Here is a 12,908-nt window from a genome sequence, read left to right as displayed (position 1 = left end):
TAACTTGCCGGCCAAAACGAGGAAACACGATGGCCCACGAAACCGCAACGCTCGCCGCCTATATCTTCAATCTGAAATACCAGGATATTCCGGCGGAGGTGCTGGATCGCGCCAAAGTGCTGACGCTGGACTTCCTCGGCAGCGCCATCCGCGCCCGCAGCGAGGCGGAATCGACCCCGTCGATGCTGAAGACGCTAGAAGCCCTCGCGCTCGACACCAAGGGCGAGGCCACCGTATTCGGCGACAGCAAGACCTGGACGCCGGCGGTGGCGGCCCTGCTCAACGGCGCGTTAGGACATTCGCTCGATTTCGACGACACCCACGCCGATTCCTCGCTGCATCCGAGCGCTCCGGTGGTGCCGGCCGCCTTCGCGGTCGGCGAGATGGTTGGCGCGTCGGGCCGCGACGTGCTGACGGCGATCGTCGCGGGCTATGAGGTCTGCTGCCGGCTCGGCAATGCGCTCGATCCGACCTCGCATTATGCGCGCGGCTTTCATCCGACTGCGACCGCCGGCACCTATGGTGCGGCCGCGGCCGCCGCAAAACTGTTCGGCCTCTCCGAGCAACAGATCATCGCCGCCTTCGGCGTCTCCGGCAGCCAGGCCGCCGGATCGCTGCAATTCCTGGTCAACGGCGCCTGGAACAAGCGCTACCAGGTCGGCGCTGCCGCAATGAACGGGGTTATCGCCGCGACACTGGCGCGCAACGATTTCGTCGGCGCGACGGAATCGGTCGAGGGCAAGCACGGCCTGCTCGCCGGCTACACTGACGACGCGCATCCGGACAAGGCGGTCGCCGCGCTCGGCAAGAGCTACGAGACCATGAAGATCGGCGTCAAACCCTATCCGAGCTGCCGCTACACCCATGCCGCGATCGACGCGCTGATCGCGATGCGGCGCGAGCACAATCTGACGCCGGACCAGGTCAAGCGCGTCGAGATCGGCCTGCATCGCAACGGCATCACGCTGACCGGCGATGCCGCAACCAAGCGGCATCCGACCTCGATCGTCGGCGGTCAGTTCTCGATGTTCTTCACCGGCGCGCTCGCGCTGGACCAGGGCTCATTTGGTTGGGACGATTACAGCCGCCTGGGCGATGCCGCCATCGACGCGCTCGCCGACAAGTTCGACGTCGTGCAGGACGACCGGCTCGAAATCGGCCGCACCCATCCGTTCGGCGCCCGCGTCAGCATCACGACGGACGATGGCGTGCATGAGCGGCTCTATGCCGACCCGTCGGGCGAACCGAATTCGTTTCCGGACACGCAGGCGATGCAGCAGAAGTTTTTGACGCTGGCGCGGCCCGTGCTGAACGCGCGGGCGCAGAAGTTTGCGGATGCGATCATGACGCTGGAGCGGTTCGACCGCGTGGCGAAGGCCACGGAGCTGGGAAGGTCGTAAGCTCTCGCACACGAACGCTGCACCCTACTTCCCTTACGGGAGAGGGTGGCTCGCCGCGATAGCGGCGAGACGGGTGAGGGGTCTGCTTCCGCAAACTCTTCAGCAGTTGAACTCGCCGATGCAGACCCCTCATCCGGCGCTTCGCGCCACCTTCTCCCACAAGGGGAGAAGGAAGAAAAGGCGGCACTTCGCTCTGCTTTCATCAATTCATCCCGGTTACCTTCCCCTTCTCGCGCGTTGCTTCCACGACGTCGCGCACGAGATCGAACACGCCGTCCGCTTCAGGCGGCCAGTTCGGCGAACGTCCCAGCCGCACGATCACCAGCCGCTCCGAGGGGATCACGATGGTGTACTGTCCCATCGTACCCTTGGCGAAGAAGGCATCGCGCGGCCAGCCGCGCGCGATGCGAAACTTCGCGCCAAAACTGTCGCCCAGGTTGGTCCAGAAGCCGGCGCCGATGCCGACCCAGGCCTTCGGCGTGGGCGAGGACGAATAGCTCACCCAGCCCTCGGGCAGGATGCGCTTGCCGCCGGCGATGCCGTCATTGAGATAGAGCTGGCCGAAGTGCGCCCAATCCCGCGCCGATGCCAGCATCTCGCTCGAGCCCTCGATCGTGCCGGCACCGTCGAGCTGGAGCGTGACATGGCGCATGCCGAGCGGGGCGAACAATTCGCGGCGCGCGAAGCGCAGTGCATCTGCGGGAGTTCCACCGGCCGCATTGCGGATCAGATGCGAGAGCATGATGGTGTTGCCGTCGTGATAATTCCACGCCGCGCCCGGCGTGGTTGCCAGCGGCATGCTGGCGGCATAGGCCGCCATGTCGGCTTCGACGAACTTCATGCGGTTGACCGGCTCGAACGCGGAGCCGAGCGAGGTCTGCAACGAACTGCCGAGCGCGAGCCCTGCGGTGTGGCGCAGCAATTGATCGACGCTGATGGCATGGCGCGGATCATCCGGATCGTTCCAGGCGACGACCGGCGCAGGCACGTCGAGCTTCAGCTTGCCCTGGCGCACCAGTACGCCCGTGAGCGCCGATATCACCGATTTGGTCATGGAGAAGCCGAGCAGCGGCGTCTCCGGTCCGATACCGTCGGCGTAACGCTCGGCGATGACGCGGCCCGCCTTCACCACGACGACTGCGCGGGTGCGGCGATAGGGCGGCTGCACCGGCTCGGCAAAGGCGCGGTCGAGCGCGGCAGCAAGCTCGGGACTTTGCGGCGGCACGATCGCGGGGCCGGCGATCTCTGAAAGCAGCGCGGGCTGCCTGTCGTCCGGCGGCGGTATGACTTCGGCAAGCGGCTCGCCATGCGCGAGCGTGCAGCCGAGCCGCTCGCGATAGACGGCATGGCTGCGGCCGAGGCCAAACAGTGTCACCGTAACGTCCTTGCGCACGCGATCGATCCGGTAGTCCATCGCCCAGCTGATCAGGCCGGTCCCGGGCATCGCATCGTTGGTTTCGGTGAAGGTGCGCCGCGGATCGAGACCGGAGACGAAGGTCTCCGAACACAGGATGCCGGCGACAAAGCCGGTGGCAACCTTCGGCACGTCGCCGGCGCGCGCGACACCGAGCGCGAGGCCGGCACAGGCGATGGCGGTGAGGAGGACGATCTTGCGGCGACGGGTCACGGGCTGTCTCCGGCTTTGGGGCGTGTGCCGGAGACGAAGCAGGAGGCGTGGGAGGACTGCTCGCCGGATTTGGAAAACGGCCTCGCCGGAATTGCGCATGGCCTGGCCGATTTTGAAATAAGTGAGCTATTTCAGAACTATAGGGAATGCCGCGGCAACGGCGCTCAGTCCCCTCGCGCTGCTTGCGGGGAGAAGCGAAGAGCCCATCACGCCGGGCTGGCCTTGAGCCGCCGATATTCCGTCGGGGTCATGCCGGTCACCGCCTTGAAGGCGCGGTTGAAGGGACCGAGTGACTGGAAGCCGGCATCCATGGCGATGGTGATGACGGGGACCTCGGCCTGGGCGGGATCGGCGAGCGCGGCCTTGGCACCCTCGATCCGGTGATTATTCAGGAACACATTGAAGTTGCGGTAGCCGAGCCGCTGGTTGATCAGCCGGCGCAGCCGGTATTCGGGAATCTTCAGCCGGTTCGCCAGCGCGCCGATAGTGATGTTCTCCTGGCGATAGATCCGCTCGTCCGCCATTAGCCGCATCAGGGCGTCGGTGAGCTTCTGGTCGGCGGCGTCCTCTGCCGCTGGGGGTTGGCTCAAAACAATAGGCCGCGCTGTTTCAGCGGCAATCGGAAACAGGTCGGCGCCATCGACGCGCATCATCGCACAGGCGATGGCCGCAACGATGCAGGCGAGCACGCCCGCATTGATCATCTTGGCGATATCGCCAATCTCGGTGCCGGCCACGCCAATCTGGAGCAGCGCGTGCACCCCGCCACAGAGCGCGGCCGCGCAGACGATGAAGACGCGAACGCGGCGACGACGCTCGACCAGATCGGCCGACCACGACTTGATCGTCTGCACCACCGCGAGCGCAATGAAACCGAGCACGATCAGATTGACGATGGTCACAGCAGGCCGGACGTTTCCGCTCCGCGCGATCCAGAGACAGTTGACGAGGCTGAACGCGGTCACCAGTCCCCAGATCAATCCGTGCCACCAGCGCAGGCGAAACTCGTCGTCGAACAGCGCGCGCGTGAACAGCCAAAACACCACGATGTTGCCCGTCGACAATGCGATCAGCGGCAGATGCCAGGCCTGCACGATGACGTTCTTCTCGCGCTCCAGCTCGTCCGGCTTGCCGTCTTCGCTCAAGCTTCGCCGGCCGAGCATTGCTGTGGGCCCGGCGCAGCGTTGCGGAGACGGGACCGGCCGATCCAGTACTCCGAGACGGTTGCGATTCAACCGAAAGGCTGCAGCGCACTGGATGCCCCGCCTTCGCGGGGCATGGCAGCAGGCTCTGACGCGACGGCGATGCGAAATCGTGCTACGATCGCGCCGAATAAAGACAAAAAGGAGTCCATCCATGAGCTGGCAACCCTCCAATGATCCCGTGCTCGGCGATCCCATGTCCTGCGATGCGCTCGATCTCGTCATCGTGCCGCGCACGCGCGATCTCGGCGACGGATTCGTGGTGCGGCGCGCATTGCCGCATGGCAAGCGGCAGATGGTCGGGCCCTTCATCTTCTTCGATCATTTTGGCCCGGTGCAGTTCGTCTCCGGCAAGGGCATGGACGTGCGGCCGCATCCGCACATCGGGCTTGCCACCGTCACCTATCTGTTCGACGGCGCGATCATGCATCGCGACAGCGAAGGCAATGTCCAGGAGATCGCGCCCGGCGCGATGAACCTCATGACCGCAGGGCGCGGCATCGCCCATTCCGAGCGCACGCCCGACGCGCAGCGCGCCGCGGGTCAGAAGATGCTCGGCCTGCAAAGCTGGATCGCACTGCCGGCCGGATCTGAAGAGATCGCGCCGTCATTTCAGCACTATGCCGCCGGCGACCTGCCGATGGTGTCCGAGCGCGACTTCACCGCGCGGGTGATCGCGGGCTCCTCGTTCGGCATCGCCTCGCCTGTTACGATGGTGTCGCCCTGGTTCTACACCGAGGTCACGGCGGTAGCGGGCGCGAGCGTGCCGCTCGATCCCGATCACGAGGAACGCGCGATCTACGTGGTGGACGGCGAGATCGAGATCGCGAACGAGCGCTACGAGGGGCCGCGGCTCTTGATCTTCCGCCCCGGCGACCGCATCACGGTGAAGGCACTGAAGGCCACGCGGATGATGTTTCTCGGCGGCGATGCACTGGAGGGCCCGCGCCACATCTGGTGGAATTTCGTCTCCTCCAGCAAGGAGCGGATCGAGCAGGCCAAGCAGGACTGGAAAACCGGCCGCTTCGCCGCAGTTCCGCAGGAACATGAGTTCATTCCGCTGCCGGAATAGGCTATCCCGGTTTTCGGCCGCGCTGTCAGCCGCGGCCGGATTCCTTGTGCGAAGGCTGTGCCGATGACCAACATGCTCTCCAGCGACCTGCCGCTCTCCAAGATCGGACGCGGCAAGGTGCGCGACATCTACGCCGTCGACGACGACCGTCTGCTGCTCGTCACGACCGACCGCATCAGCGCCTTCGACGTTGTGATGGCCGAGACCATCCCGATGAAGGGCGCGGTGCTGACTCAAATCAGCGCGTTCTGGTTCAACGAATTGGAAGGCGTGGTGCCGCATCACATGATCAGCGCCGACACCGACGCGATCATCTCGGCCGTGCCGGCCTTGATGCCCCACCGCGCCGAGATTCTCGGTCGCGCCATGCTGTGCAAGCGCACCACCGTGTTCCCGATCGAATGCGTGATCCGCGGTTATCTCTCGGGCTCGGCGTGGAAGGAATATGCCACGAGCGGCACGCTGGCCGGCGAGAAGCTGAAGGCAGGGCTCGTCGAGAGCGAGAAGCTGGAGCCTGCCATCTTCAGCCCGGCAACCAAGGCCGAGAGCGGCCATGACGAGAACATCACCATCGCGAAGATGCGCGCCGTGGTCGGCGACGAGGTTGCCTACACGCTGGAGAGCATGACGCGCGCGATCTACACGCTTGGCGAGGAGCTGGCCCGCGAGCAGGGCATCATCATCGCCGACACCAAGTTCGAGTTCGGCCGCGACAAGGACGGCCGCATCATCCTGATCGACGAAGTCATGACGCCGGATTCCTCGCGCTTCTGGGCGGTCGATACCTACAAGCCCGGCCAGCCGCAGGCGAGCTTCGACAAGCAACCCTTGCGCGACTATCTCGACGTTGAGCGCCGCGCCGGCCGCTGGAACGGCGACGCCCCCCCGCCCCCGCTGCCGGCGAGCGTGGTGGAGGCGACCAGCAAGCGCTATCTTGAGGCGTATCGCCGCGTGACTGGGAAAGAGCTGAAGATTTAGCCTCTGCTCTTGCACCTCGCTCCGCCATTGCGAGGAGCTCTTGCGACAAAGCAAATCCAGACTGCCTCCGCGGAGCGATTTCGCAACGACTTTGAGGGGCGAGGCTGCCTCTCTGGCGTGGCGCTCGCCTGCTTCATATTCAAGACAACACCGGCGGCGGCCTACACCCCCGCCATCATCACGTATTTGATCTCGACATATTCGTCCATGCCGTGATGTGAGCCTTCGCGCCCGAGGCCGCTCTCCTTGACGCCGCCGAAGGGTGCGACTTCCGTGGTGATGAGGCCGGTGTTGACGCCGACCATGCCTGATTCCAGCGCTTCGGCGACGCGCCAGACGCGGCCGAGATCGCGGGAGTAAAAGTAAGAGGCGAGGCCGAACGGCGAGGCGTTGCACATCGCGATGACATCCGCTTCGTCCTTGAAGCGGATGACGGGCGCGAGCGGACCGAAGGTTTCCTCCTGCGACACCAGCGAGTCCGGCTTGACGTCGGCAAGCACCGTCGGCTCGAAGAACGAGCGTCCGAGATCGCTGCGCTTGCCGCCGGTGACGACCTTGGCGCCGCGCTTGACGGCGTCGGCGATGTGACGCTCGACCTTGTCGACCGCCTTCATGTTGATCAGCGGACCCTGCGTGACGCCGCTCTCGGTCCCGTCGCCGATCTTCATCGCCGCGACCTTCTTCGACAGTTTCTGCACGAACTCGTCGTAGATCCCGTCCTGGGCATAGAGTCGGTTGGCGCAGACGCAGGTCTGGCCCATGTTGCGGTATTTCGACACGATGGCGCCTTCGACTGCGGCGTCGATGTCGGCATCGTCGAACACCACGAACGGCGCGTTGCCGCCCAGCTCGAGGCCGAGCCGCTTCACGCCGACGGAGGCCTGCTGGTAGAGAATCTTGCCGACGGCGGTCGAGCCGGTGAAACCGACGAAGCGCACCGCCGGATGCTCGCACAGCACCTTGCCGATCGGCGGCGCGTCGCCCGTGATGATGTTGAACACGCCTTTGGGCACACCAGCCTTCTCGGCAAGCGCCGCGAGCGCCAGCGCCGACAGCGGCGTTTCGTTCGCGGGCTTCAGCACCACGGTGCAGCCGGCTGCGAGCGCCGGCGAGACCTTTCGCGTAATCATCGAGTTCGGGAAATTCCACGGCGTGATCGCGCCGCAGACGCCGATCGGCTGCTTGATCGCGAGCAGCCGCGCATCGCTCCGCTGCGTCGGAATGGTCTCGCCATAGACGCGGCGAGCTTCCTCCGCGAAGAACTCGACATAGGCGCCGCCGATGTCGACCTCGCCGAGCGCCTCGGCGAGCGGCTTGCCCTGCTCGGAGGTGAGGATCAGCGCAAGGTCCTCCCGGTTGGCGACGATCAGCTCGAACCATTTGCGCAAGATGTTGGAGCGCTGCTTGGCGGTGAGCTTGGCCCAGGCCGGGAACGCGCGCTCGGCGGCTTCGACCGCCTTGGTGGTATCGTCCGCGCCAAGTTGCGGGACTTTTGCAAGCTCGACGCCGGTGGCGGGATTGTTGACGGCGAAAACCGGCGAGCCGACCCAGACGCCATCGATGTAGCAGGCTTCCTTCAGCAGCGACGGGTCCTTCAACCGGTCGCGCAGATTGGACGAGGCTTGCGGGGCGCGGGCGGCGGCGGTCGGGGTCATGGCGTTACTCCTCAGGGCGCGATCGGATTGGCCCGGAATATAGGGGCAGACGGCGCGCAATGCACCGCCCCGCAACGCACATCTGCTGGGAGTTAAACTGAGAGCCGCAGGTCCCTTACCTCTCTCCAGCGGGGAGAGGTAAGGCATCGCGATCACCGCACTAGCTAGGCCGCGCCGCTCAGGTAAGTCTCGCGGCGGCCGATCATGCGCTCGGCTGCTGCCTTGGCGTCCGCCTTCGAGGATGTCGCACAGGTGCGGTATTCAAGCTCGGGGACATGAGAGGTGTCGCGGCGACCGAACCAGGATTTTGAACCGACCGGCAGCAGTGCGAGCGCTTGCGCCAGGTTGTCGACCGCGCCGAAGGAATACAGCGCGCCGGTACCGGCGATGCGGACTTCGTAGATCCCTGGCGAAATAGGCGCCTCCAGATTCTCGCCCCGCCCGGGACGGGGATAGCGCTTCCATTCACTCCAGGTCGAAATCATCTGAGGTCCCCCTCGCCGGTCGGCAACATTTGCATCAAGTCTTAATCGGTCCATCGATCGGGCCGGGTTCTGAACGCGACAGCTCACGAAATGTTTCAAGCGTTCGAAAACTCACGAAACATATTGCCTCAAGCCATCCAAGGTGAGCGCGAGGTGCGGTCGTCCACCGCAGATTGCGTCACCGTTCAGCCGCTCTCGTGCTGCGCTGGTCGCGGGCCGTCAAGTCACGACATCGCGACCGCCGCGGCAGCCGAGATGCTTGCTGCACGCGACCTCCGGGAGGACAATCGATCACTTCCAACAATAATCAAACCGGAGGAAACCCGCATGCAAAGCCAAGCCCAGATCGACGAAGTTCTGCGTCAGAAGAGCGACGCCAAGGAGATTCCCGGCGTCGTCGCCATCGCCGCCAGCGGCAACGACGTGCTGTATCAGGGTGCGTTCGGCAAGCGCGACCTGTCGAAGCCCGATGCGATGACTGCGGACAGCGTGTTCTGGATCGCATCGATGACGAAGGCGGTGACGACCGCCGGCGCGATGCAACTCGTCGAACAGGGCAAGCTGTCGCTGGATGCGCCGATCGGTGAAGTGCTGCCCGATCTTGCCGAGCCGCAAGTGCTCGAAGGTTTCGACGCCAAGGGCGAGCCGAAGTTGCGGCCGGCCAAGGGGCCGATCACGCTGCGCCAGCTCATGACCCACACCGCCGGCTTCTGCTACAACATGTGGAACGGCGATCTCGCCGTCTATCTGGACAAGACCGGCATTCCCGCCATTACCACCTGCCAGAACGCGGCGCTGAAGACGCCGATCATGACCGATCCCGGCACGCGCTGGGAATACGGCACCAATATCGATTTCGTCGGCAAGGCGGTGGAGGCCGTCAGCGGCAAGCGGCTCGATGCCTATTTGCGTGATAATATGTTCGCGCCGCTCGGCATGAGCGACACCGCTTTCAAGATCACCGATAGCATGCGCAAGCGCCTGGTCGGCATGCATGCGCGCGGCGAGGACGGCCAGCTCGCATCGATCCCATTCGAGCTCGAACAGGAGCCGGAATTCCACATGGGTGGCGGCGGCCTCTATTCGACCGCCGGCGATTATATCAAATTCACCCAGATGATTCTCAACAAGGGCCGCGGCAACGGCAACCAGGTGCTGAAGGCGGAGACGGTCGCGACGATGGGACAGAACCACATCGGCGATCTTGCCATGGGCAAGATGACCACGGCGGCGCCGATGTACACCAATGACGTCGATCTCTACCCTGAGCAAATCAAGAAGTGGGGTCTCAGCTTCATGATCAACACCGCCAAGACCGCTGAAGGGCGCAGCGCAGGTAGCCTGGCCTGGGCGGGCCTCGCCAACACCTATTACTGGATCGACCCTTCGCGCGACGTCACCGGCGTGATCCTGATGCAGCTGTTGCCGTTCGCCGACGCGAAGTGTTTGGAGGCGTTCGCGGGCTTCGAGCGCGGGGTTTACGCCGGGTTCGATGCTGCTGGTAGCGGGCAGAAGGCGGCGTGAGGAGCTGATGCTCTCGCCATTCGCGGCGGATCGGCCGTGTCGAAGTGAGACGGCGGCAGAGACGTGAACCTCCTCCCATACTCCCCTGGAGGGGGAGGATAGGTTCGCATGTAGCAAAGCTGCATGCGAACCGAGGTGGGGTGAGGCCGCGGCGAAGATCTCATATAGAAGGCCAACGTAACAGCCGCGAATGCACGCGGGCCAGAACGCAGCACCGAACGTGCTGAAAGACCGTCACCCCACCCCGCTCGCGCTGCGCGCGATCGACCTCCCCCAGGGGAGGGTAAAAGCTAGTCCGTCAGCCCGCGCTGGCCGGCCAGCTCCTTCAGCGATACCTGCGGGCGGGCGCCGATGTGCTGGATCACTTCGGCGGCCGCGAGCGCGCCGAGCTGGCCGCACTGCTTGTAGGGCAGGTTGCGCGCCAGGCCATAGAGGAAACCGGCGGCGAAGAGGTCGCCGGCGCCGGTGGTGTCGACCACCTTCTCGACCGGGAATGCCGGCGCGGCAACGGAATCTTCCGCTGACACCACCATGCAGCCCTTCTCGCTGCGGGTGACGACGCCGAGATTGACGTCGTTGCGCAGCTGCTTCAGCGCGGTATCGAAGTCGGAGGTCGTGTAGAGCGAATGCAGCTCGGCCTCGTTGGCGAACACGATGTCGACGGTGCCGTTGCGCATCAAGGACAGGAACTCGTCGCGATAGCGATCGACGCAGAAGGAATCCGACAGCGTCAGCGCCACCTTGCGCTTGGCGTCATGGGCGATCTTGGCCGCCTTGACGAAGGCGTCCTTGGCGTTCTTGGGGTCCCAGAGATAGCCTTCGAGGTAGACGATGCCAGCGCCAGCGACATCGGCCGGATCGATATCGGCGGGCGACAGGTCCTGCGCCGCGCCGAGATAGGTGTTCATGGTGCGCTCGCCGTCGCCGGTGACCAGAATGTAGGAGCAGCCGGTGGCGGGGCCGTCCGTTGCGGCTGGCGTGTTGAACGCGACGCCGGCGGCACGGATGTCGTGGACATAGAGCTTGCCGATCTGGTCGTCCTTAACCTTGCCGACATAAGCGGCGCGTGCGCCGAGACTGCCGATGCCGACGATGGTGTTAGCGGCCGAGCCGCCCGAGACTTCCGTCGCCGGGCCCATGTCCTTGTAGATGGCGGCCGCCCGTGCCTCGTCGATCAGGGACATGCTGCCCTTGGTCATGCCATGCTTGGCCAAAAAGGCCTCGTCGGTCCTGACCAGCACGTCGAACAGCGCGTTGCCGATGCCGAGAACGTCATATTTCACGTCAGCCATTCACCTTGATCCTGTTGCCCGATTGCGATTACCGGGGAAATCCGCTTCCTGTCGGCCCGAAATCCGGCTCGCGGCCTATCACGACCAGCCCTTCGCGGGCAAGCAACGGTAATATTGCGCCCGATGATCCGCTCCTTCCTGACCGTCTCGACGGGAACGCTGGCCTCGCGGCTGCTGGGCTTTGCCCGCGATTCCCTGATTGCGGCGCTGCTCGGCACCGGCGCCGTGGTGGACGCGTTCCTGGCGGCGTTTCAGCTCGTCAACGTGGTGCGCCGGCTGCTCAGCGAGGGGGCGCTGAATGCGGCGTTGGTCCCGGCCTGGTTGCGGGTCCGCGACCGCGATGACGAGACGGCTGCGGCGGCATTCGCGGGACGGGTGCTCGGCACGGTCTGCGCGGCCCTGGTTGCGATCTCGATCGGCATTGCAGTGTTGATGCCGCTGATCATCACAGTGATCGCGCCGGGATTTCTCGGAAGCGGCACGCTCGATCTCGCTGTGCAGAACGCGCGGCTGATGCTGCCTTATCTCGCCTTCGCCGGACCCGTGACCGTGCTGATGGGACTGCTCAACGCGCAAGGGCGCTTTGCGCTGACGGCGTTCTCGCCGCTGCTGTTCAACATCGCGCTGATCGCCGCGATCGCGGCGCTGCTGCTGTGGCACGCCGATGCGGCCCTCGCGGCGTGGATGCTCGCCGCCACCGTCGGTATTGCCGGTCTGCTGCAATTGCTGATGCTGCTATCGCAGCGAAGCGCGCGCCTTGCGACGCCACTGCGCGTGAGTTTTGACAAGGAGATGCGGGCCTTCTTCGCCAAGGCTATCCCCGGCATGATCGCAAGCTCGGGCCCGCAATGGCTGATCGTCGCGAGTGCGATCATCGCCTCCGCAACACCGTCGGCCGTATCCTGGCTCTATTTCGCCAACCGCCTGATCGAGCTACCGCTTGGCATCGTCGGCGTCGCCATGGGTACGGTGCTGGTGCCGGAACTGACCCGCGCGGTCGGTAGCGGCGACCGCGTCGCGGTGGCGCACGCGGAATCGCGTGCGCTGGAGCTGGCGACTGGCCTCGCCGTGCCGGCCACGCTCGGTCTGATCGTGCTGGCTGACCCGATCGTACGGCTATTGTTCGAGCACGGTGCCTTCAGCGCCGATGACAGCGCGGCCACCGCGCACGCACTGGTGTGGCTGGCGCTGGGCCTGCCGGCGCATGTGCTGATCAAGGCGCTGTCACCGGCCTTCTATGCCCGCAGCGACACGATGACGCCGCTGCGCGCAACCGCCAAAGGCGTAGTGGTGACGGTCGTGCTCGCGCTCCTGCTCGGTCATATCTTCGGCGCGAGTGGGATCGCGGCGAGTATCGCGGCCGGTGCCTGGAGCAGCGCGCTCTCGCTGCTCCGGAAAGGCACGAGCGAGTTCGGCTTCTCGGTCGACGCGAGCGCCCGCACGCGATTGCCGCGGATCGTGCTGGCCGCCTCGGCGATGGGCGCCCTGCTCTGGCTGACCATGGGTCTCGTACCTGCCGAGACCTATGGCTTCATCAAATTCGTCGCGCTGGGTGTGCAGATCGCGGCCGGGATCGTCGTCTACGGCCTGCTCCTGCAAATTCTCGGCGCAGCCTCCTGGCGCGAGGCGGTGAACGCGTTGAAACGACCGACCTAAATCGCGAGCCCCTCGAA

10 protein-coding genes are annotated in these 12,908 nt (G+C 65.1%); 5 read left to right on the top strand and 5 right to left on the bottom strand.

Translation table 11 applies throughout. The features are described 5' to 3' along the window. Window positions 1-29 precede the first annotated feature (29 nt). Complete coding sequence (locus IVA87_RS18785) at window positions 30-1,400, top strand: MmgE/PrpD family protein (RefSeq protein ID WP_247303803.1); 1,371 nt, start codon at window positions 30-32, stop codon at window positions 1,398-1,400. A 202-nt stretch (window positions 1,401-1,602) separates the two neighbouring features. Here IVA87_RS18785 and IVA87_RS18780 read toward each other — a convergent pair whose 3' ends face one another. Together IVA87_RS18780 and IVA87_RS18775 are read right to left on the bottom strand one after the other, a co-directional pair. Then, window positions 1,603-3,027, bottom strand: a complete 1,425-nt coding sequence (locus IVA87_RS18780; RefSeq protein ID WP_247334540.1) for a serine hydrolase — start codon at window positions 3,025-3,027, stop codon at window positions 1,603-1,605. A 206-nt stretch (window positions 3,028-3,233) separates the two neighbouring features. Beyond that, window positions 3,234-4,172 (bottom strand): helix-turn-helix domain-containing protein, encoded by a 939-nt coding sequence (locus tag IVA87_RS18775; RefSeq protein WP_247334539.1) that lies wholly within the window; start codon window positions 4,170-4,172, stop codon window positions 3,234-3,236. Between the two features lie 211 nt (window positions 4,173-4,383). On the opposite strand from IVA87_RS18775, the gene IVA87_RS18770 reads away from it, so the two are divergent. Further along, window positions 4,384-5,301 carry a pirin family protein gene (locus IVA87_RS18770; RefSeq protein WP_247303806.1) on the top strand — a complete coding sequence of 306 codons (918 nt, stop codon included), beginning with the start codon at window positions 4,384-4,386 and terminating at the stop codon, window positions 5,299-5,301. A gap of 63 nt (window positions 5,302-5,364) precedes the next feature. After that, the gene (locus IVA87_RS18765; RefSeq protein ID WP_247334538.1) at window positions 5,365-6,279 is read left to right on the top strand and encodes a phosphoribosylaminoimidazolesuccinocarboxamide synthase; all 915 of its coding nucleotides are present in this window, start codon (window positions 5,365-5,367) and stop codon (window positions 6,277-6,279) included. Between the two features lie 161 nt (window positions 6,280-6,440). On the opposite strand, the gene IVA87_RS18760 is transcribed toward IVA87_RS18765, so the two are convergent. Beyond that, window positions 6,441-7,934, bottom strand: coding sequence for an NAD-dependent succinate-semialdehyde dehydrogenase (locus IVA87_RS18760; RefSeq protein ID WP_247303810.1), 1,494 nt, complete (start codon window positions 7,932-7,934; stop codon window positions 6,441-6,443). Window positions 7,935-8,098: 164 nt separating this feature from the next. After that, window positions 8,099-8,419 (bottom strand): hypothetical protein, encoded by a 321-nt coding sequence (locus tag IVA87_RS18755; protein WP_247303812.1) that lies wholly within the window; start codon window positions 8,417-8,419, stop codon window positions 8,099-8,101. Between the two features lie 327 nt (window positions 8,420-8,746). Between IVA87_RS18755 and IVA87_RS18750 the strand changes: the two genes are divergently transcribed. After that, the gene (locus IVA87_RS18750) at window positions 8,747-9,943 is read left to right on the top strand and encodes a serine hydrolase domain-containing protein (protein WP_247334537.1); all 1,197 of its coding nucleotides are present in this window, start codon (window positions 8,747-8,749) and stop codon (window positions 9,941-9,943) included. A 290-nt stretch (window positions 9,944-10,233) separates the two neighbouring features. On the opposite strand, the gene IVA87_RS18745 is transcribed toward IVA87_RS18750, so the two are convergent. Beyond that, window positions 10,234-11,235, bottom strand: a complete 1,002-nt coding sequence (locus IVA87_RS18745) for an adenosine kinase (RefSeq protein WP_247334536.1) — start codon at window positions 11,233-11,235, stop codon at window positions 10,234-10,236. Between the two features lie 123 nt (window positions 11,236-11,358). Here IVA87_RS18745 and murJ point away from each other — a divergent pair, with 123 nt between their 5' ends. After that, window positions 11,359-12,891 (top strand): murein biosynthesis integral membrane protein MurJ, encoded by a 1,533-nt coding sequence (gene murJ, locus IVA87_RS18740; protein WP_247334534.1) that lies wholly within the window; start codon window positions 11,359-11,361, stop codon window positions 12,889-12,891. Window positions 12,892-12,908: the final 17 nt, after the last annotated feature.

Origin of the sequence: Bradyrhizobium sp. 147 (assembly GCF_023073935.1) — a bacterium.
Taxonomy (GTDB): Bacteria; Pseudomonadota; Alphaproteobacteria; order Rhizobiales; family Xanthobacteraceae; genus Bradyrhizobium.
This window is presented reverse-complemented; position numbering and strand designations above follow the sequence as displayed.

Bases quoted from the DNA above. Each gene is read 5' to 3' on its own strand.
- IVA87_RS18765 (WP_247334538.1), top strand. From the start codon at position 5,365: ATGACCAACATGCTCTCCAGCGACCTGCCGCTCTCCAAGATCGGACGC.
- IVA87_RS18745 (WP_247334536.1), bottom strand. From the start codon at position 11,235: ATGGCTGACGTGAAATATGACGTTCTCGGCATCGGCAACGCGCTGTTC.
- IVA87_RS18755 (WP_247303812.1), bottom strand. From the start codon at position 8,419: ATGATTTCGACCTGGAGTGAATGGAAGCGCTATCCCCGTCCCGGGCGG.
- murJ (WP_247334534.1), top strand. From the start codon at position 11,359: ATGATCCGCTCCTTCCTGACCGTCTCGACGGGAACGCTGGCCTCGCGG.
- IVA87_RS18770 (WP_247303806.1), top strand. From the start codon at position 4,384: ATGAGCTGGCAACCCTCCAATGATCCCGTGCTCGGCGATCCCATGTCC.
- IVA87_RS18760 (WP_247303810.1), bottom strand. From the start codon at position 7,934: ATGACCCCGACCGCCGCCGCCCGCGCCCCGCAAGCCTCGTCCAATCTG.
- IVA87_RS18750 (WP_247334537.1), top strand. From the start codon at position 8,747: ATGCAAAGCCAAGCCCAGATCGACGAAGTTCTGCGTCAGAAGAGCGAC.
- IVA87_RS18785 (WP_247303803.1), top strand. From the start codon at position 30: ATGGCCCACGAAACCGCAACGCTCGCCGCCTATATCTTCAATCTGAAA.